18 protein-coding genes are annotated in these 20,792 nt (G+C 72.4%); 8 read left to right on the top strand and 10 right to left on the bottom strand.

What is annotated here, in order from left to right; genetic code table 11:
- Positions 1–124: 124 nt before the first annotated feature.
- A complete protein-coding gene (locus tag ACIQHQ_RS19645) occupies positions 125–3,220 on the bottom strand; it encodes a glycoside hydrolase family 2 TIM barrel-domain containing protein (protein WP_402613169.1) in 3,096 nt (1,031 codons plus the stop codon).
- Between the two features lie 256 nt (positions 3,221–3,476).
- On the opposite strand from ACIQHQ_RS19645, the gene ACIQHQ_RS19650 reads away from it, so the two are divergent.
- The gene (locus ACIQHQ_RS19650; RefSeq protein WP_402613170.1) at positions 3,477–5,864 is read left to right on the top strand and encodes a SpoIIE family protein phosphatase; all 2,388 of its coding nucleotides are present in this window, start codon (positions 3,477–3,479) and stop codon (positions 5,862–5,864) included.
- 131 nt (positions 5,865–5,995) lie between these two features.
- A complete protein-coding gene (locus ACIQHQ_RS19655) occupies positions 5,996–7,294 on the top strand; it encodes an arsenic transporter (RefSeq protein WP_402613171.1) in 1,299 nt (432 codons plus the stop codon).
- Positions 7,295–7,306: 12 nt separating this feature from the next.
- Here ACIQHQ_RS19655 and ACIQHQ_RS19660 read toward each other — a convergent pair whose 3' ends face one another.
- Entirely contained in the window at positions 7,307–9,772 is a 2,466-nt protein-coding gene (locus ACIQHQ_RS19660) for a ricin-type beta-trefoil lectin domain protein (protein ID WP_402613172.1), read from the bottom strand.
- A 372-nt stretch (positions 9,773–10,144) separates the two neighbouring features.
- A complete protein-coding gene (locus ACIQHQ_RS19665) occupies positions 10,145–11,083 on the bottom strand; it encodes a helix-turn-helix domain-containing protein (protein WP_402613173.1) in 939 nt (312 codons plus the stop codon).
- A gap of 63 nt (positions 11,084–11,146) precedes the next feature.
- On the opposite strand from ACIQHQ_RS19665, the gene ACIQHQ_RS19670 reads away from it, so the two are divergent.
- Positions 11,147–11,989: a phytanoyl-CoA dioxygenase family protein gene (locus tag ACIQHQ_RS19670; protein WP_402613174.1), complete on the top strand. Its 843-nt coding sequence runs from the start codon at positions 11,147–11,149 to the stop codon at positions 11,987–11,989.
- 16 nt (positions 11,990–12,005) lie between these two features.
- Here ACIQHQ_RS19670 and ACIQHQ_RS19675 read toward each other — a convergent pair whose 3' ends face one another.
- From ACIQHQ_RS19675 to ACIQHQ_RS19685, 3 genes are all read right to left on the bottom strand, one after another.
- Positions 12,006–12,974 carry an aldo/keto reductase gene (locus tag ACIQHQ_RS19675; protein WP_402613175.1) on the bottom strand — a complete coding sequence of 323 codons (969 nt, stop codon included), beginning with the start codon at positions 12,972–12,974 and terminating at the stop codon, positions 12,006–12,008.
- Between the two features lie 139 nt (positions 12,975–13,113).
- On the bottom strand, positions 13,114–13,653 hold the full coding sequence (locus ACIQHQ_RS19680; protein ID WP_402613176.1) for a flavoprotein: 540 nt from the start codon (positions 13,651–13,653) through the stop codon (positions 13,114–13,116).
- Positions 13,654–13,681: 28 nt separating this feature from the next.
- Positions 13,682–14,140, bottom strand: coding sequence for a nuclear transport factor 2 family protein (locus tag ACIQHQ_RS19685; RefSeq protein WP_402613177.1), 459 nt, complete (start codon positions 14,138–14,140; stop codon positions 13,682–13,684).
- Positions 14,141–14,232: 92 nt separating this feature from the next.
- Between ACIQHQ_RS19685 and ACIQHQ_RS19690 the strand changes: the two genes are divergently transcribed.
- Positions 14,233–14,784 carry a TetR/AcrR family transcriptional regulator gene (locus tag ACIQHQ_RS19690; protein WP_402613178.1) on the top strand — a complete coding sequence of 184 codons (552 nt, stop codon included), beginning with the start codon at positions 14,233–14,235 and terminating at the stop codon, positions 14,782–14,784.
- A gap of 9 nt (positions 14,785–14,793) precedes the next feature.
- On the opposite strand, the gene ACIQHQ_RS19695 is transcribed toward ACIQHQ_RS19690, so the two are convergent.
- Complete coding sequence (locus ACIQHQ_RS19695) at positions 14,794–14,979, bottom strand: ferredoxin (RefSeq protein WP_402613179.1); 186 nt, start codon at positions 14,977–14,979, stop codon at positions 14,794–14,796.
- A gap of 13 nt (positions 14,980–14,992) precedes the next feature.
- The gene (locus ACIQHQ_RS19700) at positions 14,993–16,189 is read right to left on the bottom strand and encodes a cytochrome P450 (RefSeq protein ID WP_402613180.1); all 1,197 of its coding nucleotides are present in this window, start codon (positions 16,187–16,189) and stop codon (positions 14,993–14,995) included.
- Between the two features lie 347 nt (positions 16,190–16,536).
- On the opposite strand from ACIQHQ_RS19700, the gene ACIQHQ_RS19705 reads away from it, so the two are divergent.
- Positions 16,537–17,169 carry a LysE/ArgO family amino acid transporter gene (locus ACIQHQ_RS19705; RefSeq protein ID WP_402613181.1) on the top strand — a complete coding sequence of 211 codons (633 nt, stop codon included), beginning with the start codon at positions 16,537–16,539 and terminating at the stop codon, positions 17,167–17,169.
- A gap of 104 nt (positions 17,170–17,273) precedes the next feature.
- Complete coding sequence (locus ACIQHQ_RS19710; protein ID WP_402613182.1) at positions 17,274–17,723, top strand: nitroreductase family deazaflavin-dependent oxidoreductase; 450 nt, start codon at positions 17,274–17,276, stop codon at positions 17,721–17,723.
- An 88-nt stretch (positions 17,724–17,811) separates the two neighbouring features.
- Here the strand turns inward: ACIQHQ_RS19710 and ACIQHQ_RS19715 are convergent, their stop codons facing one another.
- Positions 17,812–18,732, bottom strand: a complete 921-nt coding sequence (locus ACIQHQ_RS19715) for a cation diffusion facilitator family transporter (RefSeq protein WP_402613461.1) — start codon at positions 18,730–18,732, stop codon at positions 17,812–17,814.
- 139 nt (positions 18,733–18,871) lie between these two features.
- Between ACIQHQ_RS19715 and ACIQHQ_RS19720 the strand changes: the two genes are divergently transcribed.
- Both ACIQHQ_RS19720 and ACIQHQ_RS19725 read left to right on the top strand, forming a co-directional pair.
- Entirely contained in the window at positions 18,872–19,897 is a 1,026-nt protein-coding gene (locus ACIQHQ_RS19720) for a glutathione S-transferase family protein (RefSeq protein WP_402613183.1), read from the top strand.
- A gap of 50 nt (positions 19,898–19,947) precedes the next feature.
- Positions 19,948–20,226 carry a DUF4235 domain-containing protein gene (locus ACIQHQ_RS19725; protein ID WP_282572787.1) on the top strand — a complete coding sequence of 93 codons (279 nt, stop codon included), beginning with the start codon at positions 19,948–19,950 and terminating at the stop codon, positions 20,224–20,226.
- A 149-nt stretch (positions 20,227–20,375) separates the two neighbouring features.
- Here ACIQHQ_RS19725 and ACIQHQ_RS19730 read toward each other — a convergent pair whose 3' ends face one another.
- Positions 20,376–20,768: a VOC family protein gene (locus ACIQHQ_RS19730; protein WP_390977837.1), complete on the bottom strand. Its 393-nt coding sequence runs from the start codon at positions 20,766–20,768 to the stop codon at positions 20,376–20,378.
- Between the last annotated feature and the right edge of the window lie 24 nt (positions 20,769–20,792).

Here is a 20,792-nt window from a genome sequence, read left to right on the forward strand (position 1 = left end):
GGCGCTCGGCGTGGGAGCGCTCCCAGATGCGGACGCAGGCCATGGTTGTTGCTGATGTGACGCGTCGTCAACGGTCCGGACAGGACTGGTTTCGCCGCCCGTCCGGACCGTGGCTCCCTGAGGGTCAGGCGGCCGGGGTCTCCAGCCGGGTGATGCGGATCGCTCCCCGGGGCTCCCCGGGGTGGCGGCTCGTCAGGGTGAGCCGGATCCGGGAGCCTCGTACGGCCTCGAAGGTGATCACGGTCGGAGTGTCCGAGGCGGTGGCCCAGCCGATCTCGGTGTTCCGCGCGGACTGCCAGGCGCGGCCGTCCCACACCTGCACGCCGATCGCCGTGGGCAGGCTGTGCGTGGCGTCCACGGTGAAGGAGACGTCCACCCGGTCGAAGCGGCGGGTGCGCCCGTGGTCGACCGAGACCCAGTCCTGCGCCCGTGCCCCGTCGAAGGCGGGCAGCAGGGCCGTCGCCTGCTTGAAGAAGCCGTTGGACCAGCCGGTGGCCGGATCTCCGTCGAGCATGGCGGCGGGCAGGGTGTCCGGGCGTCCGGAGTAACCGGCGTCCGCGTGCGGGTAACCGACGGGGGCCGGATGCTCGGGCTCGAAGGCGGCCGGGGCCGTCTCGGCCCGGTCCTCGGCCCAGGTGGCCCGTACGGTCGCCGTACCCGCGCGCAGACCGTCGGCACGGGCGGTCACCTTCACCGCACCGACCTCGGTGCCGGACCTGACGATGGCGAGGGCCTTGCCGTGGAAGGCCGTCCGGGTGCTCGCCTGGTACCGCTCGGCGCTCTCCTGGCGGCCGTTGTCGAGCCCGGCGAGGGAGCCGTTCGCCACCTCGAAGGAGAGCAGGTGCTCCGCGTCGGGCACCACCACACCGTGCCGGTCGACGACCTCGGCGGTCACGAAGACCAGGGACCGGCCGTCCGCGGCGACGGCCGTGCGGTCCGCGGTCAGCCGAATCGCGTGCGGGGCTCCGGCGGTGCGCAGCACGTCGGTGGCGACCACCTTGCCGTCCCGCCGCGCGACGGCCTTCAGCTCGCCCGGCGCGTACGGCACCTTCCAGGTCAGGTGGAGCTTGCCGGCGCTGCCGTTCGGGCTGGTGTAGCTGCCGGGGTACGGGCCGCCGGTGAAGGTCTTGTCGTCACCGGTCGCCTCGGTCGTCTCCAGGTACACCCGGCCGTCGAGGGTCTTCTTGGTGTCGAAGCGCCGTACGCCCAGGGACTTCCCGTTGAGGTACAGCTCGACGGTGTCGACGTTCGCGTACGCCCAGACCTCGACCGTGTCACCCCGCGCGTGATTCCAGGTCATCGGCAGCAGATGGACCATCGGCTCGCCGGTCCACTGGCTTTGGAAGAGGTAGTACATGTCCTTCGGGAAGCCCGCGGTGTCGACCGCGCCGAAGAAGGACGCCTTGACCGGGAACACGTCGTACGGCGTGGGCTCGCCCAGGTAGTCGATGCCCGACCAGAGGAACTGACCGGCGAACCACTTCCGGTCCCGGTCCTTCTTGTGGCCGTACTCGCCGCTCATGGTCCAGGAGGCGAGGTTGTTGTCGTAGGAGGAGGTCCCGCGCCTTCCGGACGTGTGGTTCTCGCCGGTGTTGAGATGTTCGGGCTCCTGGTACTCGCCCCGGGTCGAGGTCTCCGAGGAGGACTCGGACTCGAAGAGGAAGAGGTGCGGGTAGGCCGCGTGCAGCTGGTCCACCGACAGGGCGGTGTTGTAGTTGAGGCCGAGCCCGTCCAGCTTGGCCAGCATCAGGTCGGCCGCGGAGCCCTTGGCGGGCAGGCGGCGGTACTTGTCGGAGCCGATGACCAACGGGCGGGTGTCGTCGGCGGCCCGGATCGCCCCGATGATCCGGTCGGCCATGGCGAGACCGGCCGTGGAGGTGGAGTCGGGGACCTCGTTGCCGATGGACCAGCTCAGTACGGCGGGCGAGTTGCGGGCCGCGAGCACCATCTCGGTGGCGTCCTTCTCACACCACTGGTCGAAGAAGCGGCCGTAGTCGTACCGGTTCTTTCCGGTGCGCCAGCAGTCGAACGCCTCCACCAGCATGACGACACCCAGCTCCTCACACACCCGGATCACCTCGGGCGCGGGCGGGTTGTGGGAGGTGCGCAGGGCGTTGACACCCATAGACCGCATGATCTCCATCTGGCGGCGGACGGCGTCGATACTGACGGCGGCGCCGAGTGCGCCCAGGTCGTGGTGGAGGTCGACGCCCTTGATCTTGTGGTGGGCGCCGTTGAGGAAGAAGCCCTCGTCCGGGTCGAAGCGGAAGGTGCGGAAGCCGAAGACCGTGCGGTAGGTGTCGGTGGTCCTGCCACCGACCCGCAGTTCGGTGTGCAGGGTGTAGCGGTGCGGAGCCTCGAAGCCCCACAACTGCGGTCTGCTGACCGTGAGTTCGTGGGTCACGGTCCGCTCGGCGGTGACGGTGGCGATGGAGGAGGCACGGGCCACCGTCCGGCCCTTGCGGTCGGCGATCCGGGAGACGACCTCGACGTCCGCGTCCCTGCCCGAGGCGTTCACGACGGAGGTGGCGACCCGTACGACACCCCGCTCGGCGGTGATCTCGGGCGTGGTGACGCGGGTGCCCCAGCGGGCCACGTGCACCGGCTCGGTGATCACCAGGCGTGCCTCGCGGTAGATGCCGCTGCCCGAGTACCAGCGGCTGCTGGGGAGCCGGTTCTGGACCTTGACGGCGATCACGTTCTCGGTGGCGCCGTCGGTGTGCACCAGGTCGGTGAGGTCGAGGGCGAAGCCGGTGTAACCGTAGGGGTGGCGGCCTGCCTCCTTGCCGTTGCAGTAGACGGTGGAGTCCATGTAGACGCCGTCGAACTCCACCGAGATCCGCTTGCCGGCGAGGGTGGGCGGCAGGGTGAAGGCCAGCCGGTACCAACCGAGCCCGCCGGGCAGGAAACCGGTGCCGCTGGTGGTGCCGTGTTCGGTGGTGGGGGTCTGCTCGATGCTCCAGTCGTGCGGGACGGCGGTCTCGCGCCATCCGGAGTCGTCGTGGCCGGGCAGGTGGGCGTCGGCGTAGGCGCCGGTGGGGTCGGTGATGCCACCCGGGTTCACCAGCGCGAAGCGCCAGCCGTCGCGCAGTGCGACGGTGCGCCGGCCGGACGTTCCGCGAGCCTCCCCGGCGGCCCACGCCTCCGGGGTGCCGAGCAGTGTTCCGGCCGCGGGTGCGGCAGCGGAGGCGAGCAGAACCGATCTGCGTGTGACCGACACGGGGACTCTCCCTCATCAAAACCCAGAAGTACTCACAACTGATCGCGACCAAACAGATTCTGTCGATGTGTCACACCGGGCCGTCAAGGGTGCGGGGGCCTCCTTCCGCCCCACGGGACGCTCGGGCCGGATGTGCTCCTTCACCCGGCCGGGGAGGCGGTGCAGGGGTTGGCAGTCCACGCCGGGCACCTACGGACTACGCTGGAACTCAACTGACCTCCCTGTTCACTGTGAGTGTCCGCATGGAGTCGCGACGATGAGCCCGGACGAGCCGTTCGACGATGGCCTGGCCGCCCGTGCCGTCATCGCCGCCGACGGCACGCTCACCGGGTGGAGCGAGGGCGCCCGCCGTCTGCTGGGACACACGGCCGCCGAGGTCGTGGGCCGCCCGGCCGTCTCGCTGCTGGCCGACCGCGACGACCCGCCGCCCGCGCCGGACGACTCCCGCTGGAGCGGCACACTCACCCTGCGTCACCGCGACGGCCACCCCGTCTCCGTGTGGGTGGTCGCCCACAGCAGACCGCCGGACGGCAGGGAGACGACCGACTGGCTCGCGGTGTCCCCGCCGGAGTCTTCCGGCCAGGGGCTTGAGGACGACCCACTGGTGCGCATGGCCCTGACCCAGTCGCCCTGCGCCACGATGGTCTACGACGAGCGGCTGCGGCTGCGCGGCGTCAACGAGGCCATGGCGACCCTCTTGGGGCTGCCCGCCGAGCGGCTGCTGGGCCTGCGGCCCACCGACCTCGGCAGCCGGCCGCAGAACACCGAGCTCGAAGAGCATCTGCGCCGGGTGCTGAACACCGGGCGGCCCCTCGACATGCAGACATACATGAAGGCGACCGGCGAGAGCCGGGGACCGCACGCCTGGCTGGCCCGGATGGCACCGCTCACCGACGGCACCGGCCGGGTGCGGGGTGTGTGCGTGACCGCCCACGACTTCTCCGACCAGTACCGGTCCAGGGAGCGGCTGCAACTGGTCAACGAGGCGAGCGTGCGCATCGGCACCACCCTCGACGTCAACCGTACGGCCCAGGAACTGGCGGACGTGTGCGTCCCGGCGCTCGCCGACTTCGTCAGCGTCGATCTGCTCGACCCGCGGGAGCACGGCGGCGAGTCCGCCGGACCGCCGGTCCCGCCGGTGAACCTGCGCCGGGCCGCCCACCGATCGGTCAGCACCGGCAGCCCCGAGGCCGTCGCCGAGCCGGGGCAGGTGGACGTCTACCCGGAGAGCTCCCCGCAGGCGGCCTCGCTGGTCGCGGGGCACACGGTCGTGGCCCCGGGAGCCTCCGGCGACCTCGAACAGTGGCTCGCCTGGGACCCGGTCCGCTACCGGCGGATCCGCGAGTACGGCATCCACTCCACGATGTCCGTGCCGCTCCAGGCCCGGGGCACGACCCTCGGCGTCGCCGTCTTCACCCGCTTCCGGCGCCCCGAGGCGTTCACGGACGACGACGTGCTGCTGGCCGAGGAGGTCACCGCCCGGGCGGCCGTCTGCATCGACAACGCGCGCCGCTACTCCCGCGAGCGGGAGACGACCCTCACCCTGCAGCGCAGCCTGCTGCCCCGCACGCTGCCGCGCACGGCGGCGGTGGAGGCGGCGTCCCGCTATCTGCCGGCCACCCGCTCCGGCGTGGGCGGCGACTGGTTCGACGTGATCCCGCTGTCCGGGATGCGGGTCGCCATGGTCGTCGGCGACGTCGTCGGCCACGGCATCCAGGCCTCGGCCACCATGGGCCGGCTGCGCACCGCCGTCCGCACCCTCGCCGACATCGATCTGGCCCCCGACGAACTGCTCACCCACCTCGACGACCTCGTCGTCCGGCTGTCCCAGGAGTCCGGCGGCGACAACGGCACCGGCGAGGTGGGGGCGACCTGCCTGTACGCGGTGTACGACCCGGTGTCGCGGCGCTGCAGCCTGGCCCGGGCCGGTCACCCGCTGCCCCTGCTGGTGCCGCCGGACGGCCCGGCACAGCAGCTCGACCTGCCCTCGGGTCCCCCGCTGGGCGTCGGAGGGCTGCCGTTCGAGTGCGCCGAGGTGGAGCTGCGGGAGGGCAGCGTCCTGGCGTTCCACACCGACGGGCTGCTCGTGAGCCGCGAGCGGGACGTCGACGCGGGCAACCGGATACTCCGCGAGGCACTGTCAGCGCCCTCCGGCTCCCTGGGCGAGACCTGCGACCGCGTGCTGCACACCCTGCTCCCGCCGGGCGGCTCCACCGACGATGTGGCCCTGCTGCTGGCCCGCACCCGTGGCCTGCCGTCCGCGCAGGTCGCGACCTGGGACATCCCCGCCGACCCGGCGCTGGTGGCCCCGATCCGCAAGCAGGTCGTCGACCAGCTCGAACGCTGGGGGCTGCTGGATGCCACATTCACCGCCGAGCTGGTGGTGAGCGAGCTGGTCACCAACGCCATCCGCTACGGCGCCCCGCCCATCCGGCTGCGGCTGATCCACGACGCGTCCACGCTGATCTGCGAGGTGTCCGACACCAACCACACGGCGCCACACCTGCGCCGGGCCAAGACCTGGGACGAGGGCGGCCGCGGGCTGCTCCTGGTCGCCCAGCTCACCCAGCGCTGGGGCAGCAGGCACACCGCCGAGGGCAAGACGATCTGGGCGGAGCTGGCCCTGCTCGACGACGAGATCTGAGCGCCTGACCGGAGTCGGCGACCGTGCGGCCCGCGCCGGGGCGGGGTGTCGACGCCGTCCGCGGCGGGGCGGCGCCCCGCTCCGGCCAGGACCGCGGGGCCGCCGAGGGTCTCTTACCGTCGCCTGGTTTCATGGGCGGGCACGACCTGATCACGCCCGGAGGACCCGCCCTGAACACCCCGCTCGCCGAAGTCCTGTCCGTGGCGCTGCTGGCCGCCGTGCTCATCTGGGCCGTCGCCCGGCCCAAAGGGCTGCCCGAGGCCGTGCTGGCGGTACCCGCCGCCGGGCTCGCCGTCGTCGTCGGAGTGATCTCACCGGATCACGCCTGGGAGGAGATCCAGCGGCTGGGGCCCGTGGTCGGCTTTCTCGCGGCCGTGCTGGTGCTCGCCCACTTCTGCGATGTCGAAGGACTGTTCACGGCGTGCGGGGCGTGGATGGCCCGCTGGGCGGCGGGGCGCCCCGAACGGTTGCTGACCGCGGTGTTCGCCCTGGCGTCCGTCATCACGGCCGTGCTCAGTCTGGACGCCACGGTCGTCCTGCTGACACCGGTGGTGCTCGCCACCGCCACCCGCATGGGTGTCCGGGCCCGGCCGCACCTGTACGCCTGCGCCCATCTGTCGAACACCGCCTCGCTGCTGCTGCCGGTCTCCAACCTGACGAATCTGCTGGCTTTCACGGCGAGCGGGCTGAGTTTCACCCGCTTCGCGGCGCTGATGGCGCTGCCCTGGCTGGTCGCGATCGCCGCGGAGTACCTGGTGTTCCGGCGGTTCTTCGACGAGGAACTGGCGGCGTCTCTCCCCTCCCCCGAGCCCACGGGGCCTCCCGAGCCGCTCCCGCTGTTCGCCCTCGTCACCGTCGGCTGCACGCTCGCCGGGTTCGTGGTGGCCTCCGTCGTCGGCATGGCGCCCGCATGGGCCGCGCTGGCCGGTGCCCTGGTGCTGGCAGGGCGGGCGCTGGTGCGGCGCCGCGCCACCCCGCTGACGGTGGTGCGCTCCGCGGCCCCGGCGTTCCTGGCGTTCGTGCTCGCGCTCGGTGTCGTCGTACGCGCGGTCGTCGACCACGGGCTCGCCGACGCCCTCCGGCGCGTGCTGCCCGGCGGATCGGGACTGCTCACACTGCTGGGCGTGGCGGCGCTGGCCGCCGTCCTGGCCAACCTCATCAACAACCTGCCCGCGGTGCTGGTGCTGCTGCCCCTGACCGCCGGATCCGGCCCGGGGGCCGTGCTGGCGGTACTGCTCGGTGTGAACATCGGCCCGAACCTGACCTACGCCGGATCGCTGGCGACCCTGCTGTGGCGGCGGATCGTGCAGCAGCACGGGCACCGGGTCGGACTCGGGGAGTTCACGCGGCTCGGGCTGCTCGCCGTACCGGCGGCGCTGGTACCGGCCGTGGTGGCGCTGTGGCTGTCCCTGAGCGTCGTCGGCTCCTGAGCGCGCACCCGGTCAGCGGCGGCCGCCTCCGCCGTAGCCGTATCCATAGCCGCCGTAGCCGTAGCCGTAGCGGGGGTGGCCGTGGTCCGGGTTGCCGTAGTGACCGTCGGCGTCGCAGTAGTAGCCGTAGCGGTAGCAGGGCGAGTCGGTGGCGGCCGGAGTGCTCGGCGCCGGCTGCGGAGCCGGGGAGGTCGCGGACGGGGCCGGTGTCGGCCCGGGCGCCTTCGACGGAGTAGGGGTCGGCGTGGGCGTGGAGCGCGGCGCCGGAGCGGCGGCGTTCCAGTTGACGGCCTCCATCTGGAGCTCGGCCTTGGAGGTGTCGATGACCCAGCGCTGCGCGTCGTCGTCCGCCCGGGTCTTGACGACGAGGGCTCCCGAGCCGTCGGTCGCCGCCGGGGCCAGGGCGAGGTCCTGGTCCCAGCGGGGCACCAGGGCGCCCTGCAGGGTGAAGTCGTAGCGGAGGTTCTTCGGGTCGGGCCGGGAGGCGCCCGTGCAGGGGGCCAGCCGCACCGAGTAGCCGAGCTGCGAGTCCAGGCACAGGTCGGGGGCGGCGCCGTTGCGCAGCGAACCGTCGGTCTCGTACGTCCACTGCTGGGTGGAGTCGGCGGAGCACGCCGTGAGCTCGGCCTCCCCGCCCGCGACGGCCTTCTTGCCGTCGATGCCCACGCACAGGTCCGAGGCGACGTTGTGCAGCCGGCCGCGCAGGACCCCCTTCCCGGTGTCGCCAGACCCGGCCCGGGACGGGTCGCTGGCCGACGCGTCCGTGTCGGAGTCGGGTGCCTCCCCGGCGGGCCGGTCCGCGCCCGTCGGAGCGCCGTCGCCGGAGTTGCCGGTGGACCACAGCACCAGCGGCAGGACGACGAGGCCGCCGGCGGTCAGGATGCCCGCGGTGAGGTTGCGCCGTCGGGCGGCCCGGCGGGCCGCCTTGTGGGCGGATCTCCGGGCGGCGGTCCGAGGGCCTTCGCGCCGGGGGCCGGGCGGCGCGGTGGGGGGCGGTTCAAAGACACCCGCGGGGGCCGGGACCGGAACGTGGCCCCTGTCCGCGGCCGGGTCCGCGCCGCCGGCGCCCGCGGGGGGCGGCGGCACGGCCGCCGGGCCGCCCGGATCGGTGAACGACTCCCCGACCGCGCCGGCGAGGGCGACCGGGTCCGGGAAGCCGTCACGCCCCTCTCCGGCCTGATCGGGGAAAGCCCCACCCGCCGCACGAGCCGGATCCGGGAAGACCCCGCCCGCCGTTGCGGAAGGGTCGGGGAAGCCCCCACGTGCCTGCTGCCCGGAAGGGTCGGGGAAGGCCTCGCGCGCCACGCCGGCCGCATCCGGGAACACCCCGTGGGCCCGCGCCGAAGCATCCGGGAAGGCCTCGTGTGCCTGGCCCACCGAATGGGGGAACGCCCCGTGCGCCCGCTCCGAAGGTCCCGGGAAGGCCTCGGGCGCCGCGCCCACCGCGTCCGGGAACGCCTCACGCGCCCTTCCGGCCGGGGGCGGGATGATCTCGTGCGTCACGCCGGCCGGGTCCGGAAAGACCTCGCGTGCCAGAGCCACCGGATCCGGGAACAGGTCGCGTGCCGCGACGGCCGGGGCCGCACCGGCCGTTTCCCCGGGCCGTCCCCGCTTCACGGCAGGCCCACCGCCGGCGCCCTCCCCCGCCTCGCCCGCGCGGCTCTCCGCGTAATCCCGGCCGCCCCAGCCCAGTACCGCCTCCGCCAGGGCGACACCCAGGGCGTGGTTGAACTGGTCGAGCTGGTCCGCGGTGGCGCTGCAGTGCCCGCAGCCCTCGATATGCGCGCGTAGATCGGGGTCGATGCCGAGACCGCCGCGACGGTACGTCACGTCGAGCAGGCGCAGATAGCGCCGGCACTCCTCGTCGGGCGCGAGTTCGCGATGCAGCTGGAGGCACTCCTCACGCAGCCGGTCCCGGGCCCGGCCCAGTTCGACACGCGCGCCCTCCTCGTCCAGGCCGAGCAACCCGGCCGGGGCGGTGAGCGGTTCGGCCTCGACCTCGACATGCCACAGCAGGCAGCGGGCGGACTGGGGCAGCCGCTGGAACGCGCCGGACAGCAGACGCCGGTGTTGCGGCGGCAGCAGACGGGCGGTGGGCCGCTCCCTCTCGCCGGTACCGGAGAGCAGCTCCGGGTGGAGCATGTCGTGCCGGTGGTCGGCGGCCCACTCGGCCGCGATACGCCGTACGGTGACGAGCAGATGGGGCCGCCAGGCGGAGGTCGGGCCGTTCTGGCGGAGGGTCTCGCCGAAGAGCCGGGTGAACGCGGCCGTCGTGAGAATTCCCGCCGAGCGGGGCCCGTCGGTGCACAGCCGGGCGTAGGCGAAGGCCGCCTCCCAGTGCCGGTCCAGCAGTTCGCCGACGGGCTGGAGCGCGGGCGTCGCCCCGGTCCACTTCCTGAGCTCCGCGCTCAGTTGCTCGTCCGTCGCACCGAACCCGCGGGCCGGGGCCGGAGAATACGACGAGCCTGCGTCTGTCACGGCTGCATTCCTCTCAAGGACCTGCGGAAAAAAAGTCCGTACCAAGGGGTATGCCGGCCCGGCGGCCTCGCGCATACGAAGAAAGGCATGTGGGGACACGCCGACACGGCACACCTTTGCACAGGTCAGGGACAGGGAACAAGTGATCTCACGGTTTCATGCATTGCGGGCGAGGCCAGCGCCTTTTGACAAGGTGTCAATCAGGCGAGAGAAAGGCATTTCCGTGCCGTCCGCTCCCTTTTAGCGGCTCACATTTGTCCGTTTCCGGAAGCCGGCCGGAAACCATTGGGACATGCGCCGCACAGCAGCTCACGCCGTCGGCCGCCTTTCCACGCCACCCTTTCGGCACCTCCCGCGGAACCAATAGCGGTGCTAGCCGGGCGGACCGCCGTGCGTCTGGCGGTACGCCCCGGGCGGTGCACCGTAGCGTTCGCGAAAGGCGCGGTTGAAGTGGGAGGGGCTGACGAAACCCGAGGCCGCGCCGACGCGTTCCACGGGCAGATCGGTGTTCTCCAGCAGCCGGGCGGCATGGCGCAGCCGCGCCTCGCGCAGGGCACGCATGGGTGACCGGCCGAGCTGCCGGCTGAACAGGTGGGCGAAGCGGGACGGCGACAGAGCGACCTCTTGGGCGAGCGAGCGGACGGTGTGCGGGGCGCCCGGGTCGGCGTCGATCAGCCCCTGGGCGCGGCGGATCCGTGCGTCGAGTCCCGGGCGGGGCGCCGCCGGCCGGGCGCCGGCGGTGGTGAGGAGGACGACCTCCTCCAGGGCGCTCAGGGCCAGTTCGCGGGCCGCGCTGCCGTGCGATACGGCGACCTGCCCGTACGGTGACGCCGGGTCGGGCGGTGCCCCGGTGCCGGTCCAGCGGGCGTCGGCGTGCATCCGCCGGAACGTCGTCCCGACGCGGTCGTGCACCCCGTCCGGAGCGGAGGTGACCACGTACACCCCGTCGCCGGCGTCGTACGGACGCAGCCACGCGGCCCAGGACGGGCGGGCCTGGCAGTGCGCCCACCAGAACCGCCAGTTCCGGGCCCGGGCCTCGACCTCGTAGCCGTGCGGGACGCCCGGGGCGAGCACGACCAGGTCCCCCGCCCCGGCCGAGGTCCGCACACCGCCCTGCCACAGGTACCCCCGGCCCCCGGTGGTCCAGGTGAAGAGCCAGCTCGGGGAGCCGTGCGGCCGGCTGACGCCGTAGCCCGTCGGCTGGTCGAAGTGTCCGAGCACGACCACCCCGGGGGGCGGAGCGGGGGCCCCGGGGTAGGTGGCGTTCCTCGGCTCAGCAGTGTCGGGCAATCGGTCAGCACGCACGGGCATCCTCCTCGACGGCCGGGCGGCCTAGCGTTGCGGACCGAGGACACCGGACCGAGGAGTGTGTTCATGACAGTCACGGGCAACGGCGCCGCCGGCGCTTCCCTCCTGGACCCCGCCGGCCTCCGGTGGTACCGGGAGGGTTTCGAGGAGGATGGTTTCACGGTGGTGCGCGGACTCTTCGGGGATGACGAGATCGATCGGCTGTGCGGCGAGTTCGCGGCTCTGCGGGCGGCCGGCCCGGTCCCCGGACATTTCGAGCCGCGTGCGGAGGACACGCCGGGCGCCGACCCGCTGCACGTGTGGCCCCGCGTGATGCACCCGCACGAGATCAACGACCTCGCGCGTGCGGTCCTGCTGGACGCCCGGCTGCGGACGGTCCTCGAGGCGCTTCTCGGGGAGGAGGTGCTGGCCGCACAGAGCATGTTTTACTTCAAGCCGCCGGGGGCCCGGGGGCAGGCGCTGCACCAGGACAACTTCTATCTGCGGGTGGAGCCGGGCACGTGCGTGGCGGCGTGGGTGGCCTGCGATGTGATCGACCGGGAGAACGGCGGTCTGGAGGTCGTGCCCGGCACGCATCTGATGGACCTGTTCTGCCCGGAGCTCGCCGACTCGGAGGTGTCCTTCGCCCGGGAGTACGTTGCGCCGCCCGCGGGGCTGGCGCCGGTGCCGGTGGACATGGCGCCGGGGGACGTCCTCTTCTTCAACGGCCACCTGGTGCACGGGTCGCAGCCGAACCGGGCGGCCGAGCGGTTCCGGCGGTCCTTCATCGGGCACTACGTGGGGCGGTCGGCGGAGCGGATCGGGCGGTTCTACCGGACGCTGGCGATGAGTGGCGCGAGGGTGGAACTGGCGGAGAGCGAGGGGGCGGGTCCCTGCGGAACGGAGTTCGCGCCGCAGGGACCGCACTGATCTCCGAGGACCCCGCTCAGTGCCCGGCGATGGGATGGGGGCCGTACGGGTTCTGCAGCTCCTCCAGCTCCTTGTCGCTCAACCGGATCTCCACGGCGGCCACCGCGTCCTCCAGATGCCCCGGCTTGGACGCCCCGACGATCGGGGACGTCACCGTGGGCTGGTGGAGCAGCCAGGCGAGGGCGATCTGCGCGCGGGGGACGCCTCGCTCCCCGGCGATGCGGGTGACGGCCTCGACGATGGTGCGGTCGCCCTCCTGGTAGAGGCTGCCGCCGAAGGCGTCGGTGGCGCTGCGCTCGGTCGTGGTGTCCCAGTCCCGGGTGAGCCGGCCGCGGGCGAGCGGGCTCCAGGGCAGGACGCCCACCCCCTGGTCGGCGCAGAGGGGGAGCATCTCACGCTCCTCCTCGCGGTAGATCAGGTTGTAGTGGTTCTGCATGGAGACGAAACGCGTCCAGCCGTTCAGCCGCGCGGTGTACTGGGCCTTGGAGAACTGCCACGCGTACATGGAACTCGCCCCGATGTAGCGGACCTTGCCCGCCTTGACGGCGTCGTGCAGGGCCTCCATCGTCTCCTCGACGGGGGTGTGCGGGTCGAAACGGTGGATCTGGTAGAGGTCGACGTAGTCGGTGCCGAGGCGCGTCAGACTCCGGTCGAGCTCGGTCATGATCGCCTTGCGGGACAGTCCGCCGCCGTTCGGCCCGGGCCGCATCCGGCCGTGCACCTTGGTGGCGAGGACGATCTCGTCGCGGCGTGCGAAGTCGCGCAGGGCCCGGCCGACGATCTCCTCGCTGGTGCCGTCGGAGTAGACGTTCGCCGTGTCGAAGAAGTTGATCCCCGCTTCGACCGCCTGCCGGATCAACGGGCGCGAGGCCTCCTCGTCGAGGGTCCACTCGTGCGTACCGCGGTCGGGCAGACCGTAGGTCATGCACCCCAGACAGATCCGCGAGACGTCCAGGCCCGTCGAACCGAGCTTCACGTACTGCATCGTTGCTGCTCCTGCCTTCGGGAGGGTTTCACGGCGAGCGTACGTGTTCGTGTGTGCTCGAAGACGAGGCCGGTCAAGCCGCTGACAGGCCGTCATCGCCGCTGTCCCCGGGTGGGGCCGGGGCGAGGGCGTCCGACCGTCAGCCGCGTGCGACCAGGTCCAGGGCCCGTTCCCACCCGAACTCCGGCCGCCCGCCGCCCTCCCCCGGCTCTCCCGTGTACGGCTCGCCGAACCGCACGCCCATCCCGCCAAGCCGTTCGAGGCTGTCCCGGTAGGCGGGGTGGGCGGCCAGGGTGTCGGCCACGCACGGCAGGACGGCGATCGGCACGCCGAGGCCCGCGACCTCGCACAGGGTTCCCAGGGCGAGGGTGTCGGCGATGCCGGCCGCCCACTTGTTGACGGTGTTGAAGGTGGCGGGCGCGACCACCATGGCGTCGGGCGCCGGGAAGGGGCGCGGCGCGCCGGGGGTACGCCAGGCGGAGCGGATGGGGCGGCCGGTCTGCGCCTCGACGGCGGCGGTGTCGAAGAAGCCGTTCATGGCGACGGGGGTCGCGATGACGCCCACCTCCCAGTCCCGTTCCTGCGCGGCGGCGATCAGTTCGCTGACGTCGGTGGCGATGCCGGCGGCGCAGACGACGACGTAGAGGAAGGGCTTCGGGGCGGCGGCCTGTTCGGTCATCCCGGAAACCCTAGCGACTCCCCCGGGTTCACCGGAGGGGGAACGTGTCTGCGCGTTCCGCCTCCGGCCGGGGACCGTGGATGCGCCGCTCGCTCTCCTCGATCGGCACGTCGTCGATGCTCGCCTCCCGGCGGGTCATCAGGCCGTGCTCGTCGAACTCCCACAGCTCGTTGCCGTAGGAGCGCCACCACTGCCCGTGGGTGTCGCGGCACTCGTACTGGAAGCGGACGGCGATGCGGTTGCCGTCGAAGGCCCACAGGTCCTTGCGCAGGGCGTACTCCTGCTCGCGTTCCCACTTGCGGGTCAGGAAGCCGACGATCTCGGCGCGGCCGGTGACGAAGGTGTCGCGGTTGCGCCAGAGGGAGTCCGGCGCGTAGGCGAGGGAGACCCTGTGCGGGTCACGGGTGTTCCAGGCGTCCTCGGCGGCCTGGACCTTCAGTGCGGCACTCTCGCGGGTGAAGGGCGGCAACGGCGGGCGGTCGGTCATGGTTCCTCCCGGACAGCAAGGGAGAACCAGCGTTCTCCAGGTGGCTGCTACCGTAGGAGAACGCTCGTTCTCGCGTCAAGAAAGGTCAGTCCATGGACAGCGCAGTGGCCCGGGAGCGGGTGCTGGACGCCGCCGAGGAACTGTTCTACGGACGGGGTGTGCACTCGGTCGGCATGGACGACGTGCGCGGCGCCTCCGGGGTCTCGCTCAAGCGGCTCTACCAGCTGTTCCCGGCGAAGGAACAACTCGTGGAGGCGTACCTGGAGCGGCGCGACGCGCGCTGGCGCGGGCAGCTGGCCGCCTACGTCGAGCGGCACGAGGAGCCCCGGGAGCGGATCCTGGCCGTCTTCGACTGGCTCGGCGAGTGGTTCGGCGAGCCGGACTTCCGCGGCTGTGCCTGGCTCAACGCGTACGGCGAGCTGGGCGCCACGTCGGCGCGCGTGGCCGCCCGGGTACGCGCTCACAAGCGGGCGTTCCGGGAGTACCTCGGCTCGCTCGTGGCGGATGCGGGGCTGCCCGGCGCGCCGGCCGGGCAGCTGTTCCTGCTGGCCGAGGGTGCCATGGTCACGGCGGGCGTCACCAGGAGCGCCGAGCCCGCGGCCGAGGCGCGCGAGGCGGCCCGGCGGCTCCTGGACGCCGGGTGAGTTCCGGCCTCAGGTCACGGTGATGGCGCTGACCGGGCAGGCGCGGGCCGCCTCCCGCAGCAACGGGCTGCCGCCGTCCTCCCCGCCCGGCAGCAGTGTGCTGTAGCCGTCGTCGTCCTGGGTGAACACGTCCGGGGCGGTCAGGGCGCACTGTCCCGCGCCGATGCAGAGGTCCTTGTCGATGCCGATGCGCATGTGCGGAAACCTCCTACCAGGCCACGGGAAGTCGGAGCATCCCCTGGATCGTGTCGCCCGGCTTGAAGGGGATCTCCTCGGCCGGGGCGGCCAGGCACAGGGTGGGCAGCCGGTCGAAGAGGCTGTGCAGGGTGATCTCCAGCTCGGCACGGGCGAGGTTCTGGCCGAGACACTGGTGGATGCCGAAGCCGAACGCGACGTGGTGACGGGCCGGGCGGCTCCAGTCGAGCGTGTCCGGCTCCGGGAAGACCGTCTCGTCACGGTTGATGACGGAGGTCGCGAAGACCACACCCTCGCCCTCGCGGATGGTCGCCCCGGCCACCTCGATGTCTTCGACGGCCACGCGCAGCATGCCGTCCACGATCGACAGCATCCGCATCAGCTCCTCGACCGCGGCCGGCAGCAGCCGCGGGTCCGCACGCAGTTCGGCGAGCCGTTCAGGGTGCTGGAGCAGCGTGAAGGTGCCGAGCGACATCATGTTGGCCGTCGTCTCGTGGCCCGCGACCAACAGGATGAGGGCCATGGCGATCAGGCCCTCGCGGTCCAGGTCGCCCTCACGCAACTGCCGATGGACCAGATCGTCGAGCAGGCCGGTGCCGGGGTCCTTCCGCTTAAGGTCGATCAGCTCGCCGAAGTACGCCTCCAGCCGGTCCCGGGCGTCGAGGACGTCGGCGGTCGCCGGGCCGCGCAGCAGCCGCCGCGACTGGGCCTCGAAGAAGTCGTGGTCGGCGTACGGGACGCCGAGCAGGGCGCAGATCACCATGGACGGCACCGGCAGCGCGAAGGCGCTCACCAGGTCCGCGGGCGGGCCCTCGGCGATCATCGCGTCGAGCCGTTCGTCCACGATCTGCTGGATACGTGGCCGGAGTTCGACGGCCCGCTTGAGGGTGAAGTCCCCGACGACCATCCGCCGCTGGGCACGGTGCTCGGGGTCGTCGACGCCCAGCAGGGCGGTTCTGCGGTTGCGGATCCCGGCGAAACGCTTCGTGGGGGCGGGGAAGCCGGGCCTGTCGCGGTTGGACGAAAGCCGCGGGTCGGCCAGCAGAGCGCGGGCGGTGGCGTGCCCGCTGACCAGCCAGGCCTCACTGCCGTCGAAGAGGGTGATCCGGGTCAGGGGGCGCTCGGCGCGCAGTGCGTCGTAGGCGGCGGGCGGGTGGTAGGGGCAGGTCCGGCTCTGAGGGAAGGGGACGGGTGCGGTCGTGTCCGTCATGAAGACCTCGCAGACGAGAAGTGCGTCGTGCCGATCTTCAGTAGATGCCCCAGGCATCTATAAGGCGACGCGAAGTTCGGCCAGATCGGTCGCGGCGCCAACATGGCCGGGGAGTGCCGTCTCCCGTTCGAACCGTCCGGTGCCGTGACCCCCGTTGCGGGATCGGCGTGCCGGCCCGGTACGGGTGCGGCGACGCCGATTCGAAAACCGGTTGTGGTGCAGCGGTGCGGGCCTCAGGATCCAGCCATGCCTACGTTCACCGTCCTGCCTCCGCTGTCCGCCGCCGCTTGCGCCGCGCGCCGACAGCAGCGGTCCGGCCGCCGGGGAGGACCGACGCCGCCGCGATCATGACCGCCGCGCTCGTCGCGGGGCTGCTCGCCGGGTACGGCATCGCCGTCCCCGTGGGGGCCGTCGGGACCTATCTCGTGTCCCTCACCGCCCGCACCTCACTGCGCACCGGTGTCTGCGCCGCGCTCGGCGTCGCCACCGCCGACGGGCTCTACGCCCTCGCCGCCACCGTCGGCGGCACGGCCCTGGCGTCCGCGCTGCGGCCGGCGCTCGGGCCGCTGCGGTGGGTCTGCGTGCTGGTGCTGCTCGCCCTGGCGGCATGGGGCGCGGTCACCGCGCTGCGCGAGTACCGCGGCCACCGGCTCGTGACCCGGACCGCCCCCGCTCCCCCGAGCCCCGCCCGCGCCTGTCTGGGCCTGCTGGGCATCACCCTGCTGAACCCCACCACGGTCATCTACTTCGCGGCCCTGGTGCTCGGTTCCCAGGCCACGGGCCCCGCCGGTCCGCTGGAACAGGGCGTGTTCGTGCTGGCCGCCTTCGCCGCCTCCGCGAGCTGGCAGGTGCTGCTCGCCGGGAGCGGGGCCCTGCTGGGCCGCGTGCTGACCGGCCATCGGGGCCGGCTGGCGACGGCACTGGTGGCGAGCGCGGTGATGACCGCTCTGGCCGCGCGGATGGCGCTCGCGCCCTGGTGAGGATCGTTTCCGGCCGGATCCACGGGGGCACGGATGATTCCCGGCCGTACGGGTGTTGAAGACAGGTGGCAATGAGCCGCGGAAGCGACGATGGGACGGATGCCATGCCTCTCGAAGGCGAGTACGAACCCAGCCCGACGCAGTGGGTGCGCGAGCAGGTGGAGCTGTACGAGAGCTCCGGCGGTACGGAGGGGACGACACTGCGGGGCTCGAAGATGCCGGTCGTCATCCTGACCTCACGGGGCGCCAGGAGCGGCAAACTGCGCAAGACGCCGGTGATGCGCGTGGAGCACGAGGGGCGTTACGCCGCGGTGGCCTCCCTCGGCGGATCGCCGAAGCACCCCGTCTGGTACTTCAACCTGCGGGCCGACCCGCACGTGGAGCTCCAGGACGGGCCGGTGAAGCGGGACATGACCGCCCGTGAGGTCACGGGCGAGGAGAAGGCAGCGTGGTGGGAGCGGGCCGTCGCGGCCTACCCGGCGTACGCCGACTACCAGAAGAAGACGGACCGGGACATCCCGGTGTTCGTCCTGGAGCCGTCCGAGACCGGCTGATGCGGGGCCGGCTGCCCGGTGCGGCACAGCCGGCGGAAAAATCATTCTCCCCGGCTGTGTGAACCGGCATCGACGGGGCACGCGAGACTCAGGCCCCGCCGCGTTCCCCCGTCGCGGCGGGGCTTTCCGCTGCCTCGCGGGCGGGCCGGTCGGTCACGTCGAGGAATATCTGGTCCGCCTCGGGCACCGTATGGGCGATGGACCGCTTGATGCGCACGGCGACCTCCTCCACGCGCTCGCTGTCCAGGCCGGGCACCAGGTCGACGCGGGCGGCCACCAGGGCCGTGTCGAGGCCGGTCTTCATCGTGAACAGCGCCTCCACACTGTCGATCTCCGGCTGGGCCCGCAGCAGCGCCTCGATCCGCCCGCTCGACTCCGGGTCGGCAGCCTCGCCGATCAGCTGGTCGCGGGCTTCACGGCCCAGCCGGAAGGCCACGTAGACCAGCAGAGCGCCGATCGCGAGGGAGGCCGACGCCTCCCACACCACCTGGCCGGTGACCATGTGCAGCGCCATGCCCACGATGGCCAGGGTGACGCCGAGCACCGCGGTGCCGTCCTCGGCGACGACCGTCCGCAGGGCCGGATCGCGCATCCCCGCACCCGCGCCCCCCTGCCTGCGCACCTGGTACAGCGCCCGCACCAGCGAACCGCCCTCCGCGAGGAGGGCGATCCCGAGGACGATCAGACCGGCGGCATAGCCGCCGAGTTCCTCCTGCGCACCACTCGTCAGGGCCTCGAAACCCTGGAAGAAGGAGAAGCAGCCGCCCATCACGAAGATCCCGACGGCCGCGAGGAGCGACCAGAAGAAGCGCTCCTTGCCGTAGCCGAAGGGATGACGCCGATCGGCGGGGCGTCGGCTGCGGCGCAGCGCGGCGAGCAGGAACACCTCGTTCAGACTGTCGGCCACCGAGTGGGCCGCCTCGGACAGCAGAGCCGGTGACCCTGCTGCCAGGCCGCCGATGGCCTTGGCCACCGCGATCACCAGATTGGCCGCGAGCGCCACCAGCACGGTGACGCGTGTCCTGCGATCACTTCCCTCATCACTCACCTCCGCCGATTGCCCCGGTCGGCGGTGCTCACACCGTGCCGTCCGCGGAAAACGGGGAACGCGTTCACCAGGGTCCACGTACGGCAAGGAGGTCACCCCCATGAGTCGCGACGACGGCGACGACGGCAACACCGGCTATGGAAGGAGGGCGTTCAAACGCTCCAAGGCGCATTTCGCGGACCGCATCACCGCCGACGGCCAAGACGGCTGGCCGGTGGAGGCCGGCCGCTACCGTCTGGTCGTCAGCCGGGCCTGCCCGTGGGCGAGCCGGTCGCTGGTCTCCCGGCGGCTGCTCGGCCTGGAGGACGCCCTGTCCCTGGCCGTCGCCGACCCGATCCAGGACGACCGCAGCTGGCGCTTCACGCTGGACGAGGACGGCCGCGACCCGATCCTCGGCATCCGCTATCTCGGCGAGGCCTACGACCGCCGCGAGAGCGACTACCCCGGCGGTGTCAGCGTGCCGGCGATCGTGGACGTGCCCAGCGGGCAGCTGGTGACCAACGACTACCAGCAGCTCACCCTCGACCTCGCGACCGAGTGGACGGCCCTGCACCGGGACGGCGCGCCCGACCTGTACCCGGACGCGCTGCGCGACGAGATCGACGAAGTGATGGCGGACGTCTACGAGGACGTCAACAACGGCGTCTACCGGGCCGGTTTCGCCACCAGGCAGGAGGAGTACGAGGCCGCCTGCGCGGGTGTGTTCCGGCGGCTGGAGCAGCTCGCGACCCGGCTGGAACGGCAGCGGTACCTCGTCGGCGACACCATCACCGAGGCGGACATCCGGCTGTTCACCACGCTGGTCCGTTTCGACGCCGTCTACCACGGCCACTTCAAGTGCAACCGCTGGAAGCTGACGGAGAACCAGGTGCTGTGGGCGTACGTCCGCGACCTGTACCAGACGCCGGGATTCGGCGACACCGTCGACTTCGACCACATCAAGCGTCACTACTACCAGGTGCACAAGGGCATCAACCCGACCGGCATCGTGCCGCTGGGCCCGGACCTGTCCGGCTGGCTGACCCCGCACCGGCGTGAGGAGCTGGGCGGTCGGCCGTTCGGTGACGGCACACCGCCCGGGCCGGTCCGCGCCGAGGAGCGGATCCCGGCGGCGCACACCCCCTGACCCCTTCCATTCCCCTCAGCGATCAAGGAGTTCTCGTGGCGAAGAAGAAGATGTCCCTCGCGTACCAGCCTCTCGGGTTCGTGCTCGGCTGGTCGGGCGGCTGGCTCGCCGGGCTGGCCTTCCGCAAGACGTGGATGGCGATCCGGCACGAGGAGGACGCGCCCGACGCGCTGGACAAGGACCGCGGCTGGGGCGAAGTGCTCCTGGCCGCCGCCATCCAGGGCGCCATCTTCGCGGTGGTGCGCAGCGCCGTGGACCGCGCGGGCGCCAAGGCCATCGAGCGTTCGACCGGCACGTGGCCGGCCGGTGAGAAGGGCGGCCGGGACTGACACCGCGACGGCCCCGCCCGGCCTTCGCCGGGCGGGGCCGTCCTGTGCGCCCGGCCGTCCGCCCCGATCGTGTGCGTGGAGGGCGCCCCCGAGGCGCGGACCCACGGCTGCTCGGCCGCCGGGCCTCGCTGCCCCGGGTGACTGCGCGTTCAGCCCTGCTTGGGTGCCGTCGGCGCGGTGCGGCGCAGGATGAACGAGTGACCTGCCGGGTCGGCGTAGCCGCGCTCCTCCAGCGGGCCCGAGGGCTCCTTGGCCTCCAGGGGGCGGCCCCCGAGGCTGATGACGCGGCGTTCGACCGCGTCGAGGTCGTCGACCACGAACTCCAGATGGGCCTGGAGGGAGTTCTCGGGGCGTGGCCAGCTGGGCGGAGTGGCGTTGACGTCCCGGCGCAGTGCGACCCGGAAGCCGTCGGCGGTCTTGATCTCCACCCGGTTGGCGGTGGCGTCCGACTCCTCCCCCTCCAGCAGTTCCTTGTAGAACACGGCGAGCTTCTCGGGCTCGGCGCAGTCGAGCACGAGGACCCCCGCTTTCACCAGTGCCATGTCTCCTCCGCAGGATTCCGGTCG

The sequence above is a fragment of the Streptomyces sp. NPDC092370 genome (assembly GCF_044755265.1).
Taxonomy (GTDB): Bacteria; Actinomycetota; Actinomycetes; order Streptomycetales; family Streptomycetaceae; genus Streptomyces.